The following is a 320-nucleotide window of genomic DNA, read 5'->3' on the forward strand; positions in this document are numbered from 1 at the left end:
TCCGGATCAAAGGCTGTTTGCGCCTCCCCGAAGCTTATCGCAGCTTGCCACGTCCTTCATCGGCTCCTGATGCCAAGGCATTCCCCTTGCGCTCTTATTAGCTTGACCTATCGTCCAGGCTCACGCCTGGCGGTCCAGAAAACCACTTTGGTTCTCTTTTTAAGAATCATGCAGGCTTCAGAGTTATTTTTTGGCTAATTGTTATTACCCATTGACAGAAATGACTTTTGCCATTCTGATTAAAAATCTACTCTGTTGCTTGCTCTTCCATCTGGAATTATCACATTGTTCAGTTTTCAAGGTGCGGAATTCTGGCCTCG

The 320-nt window shown here is 46.2% G+C and carries 1 rRNA gene; it reads right to left on the reverse strand.

Annotated features, from left to right (window positions below):
- Nucleotides 1-108: ribosomal RNA gene (locus H9X86_RS12255) — 23S ribosomal RNA — on the reverse strand; the annotation flags it as partial.
- Nucleotides 109-320 lie beyond the last annotated feature (212 nt).

It is taken from the genome of Pseudoflavonifractor capillosus (genome assembly GCF_016902575.1).
GTDB classification, from domain to species: domain Bacteria; phylum Bacillota; class Clostridia; order Oscillospirales; family Oscillospiraceae; genus Enterenecus; species Enterenecus capillosus_A.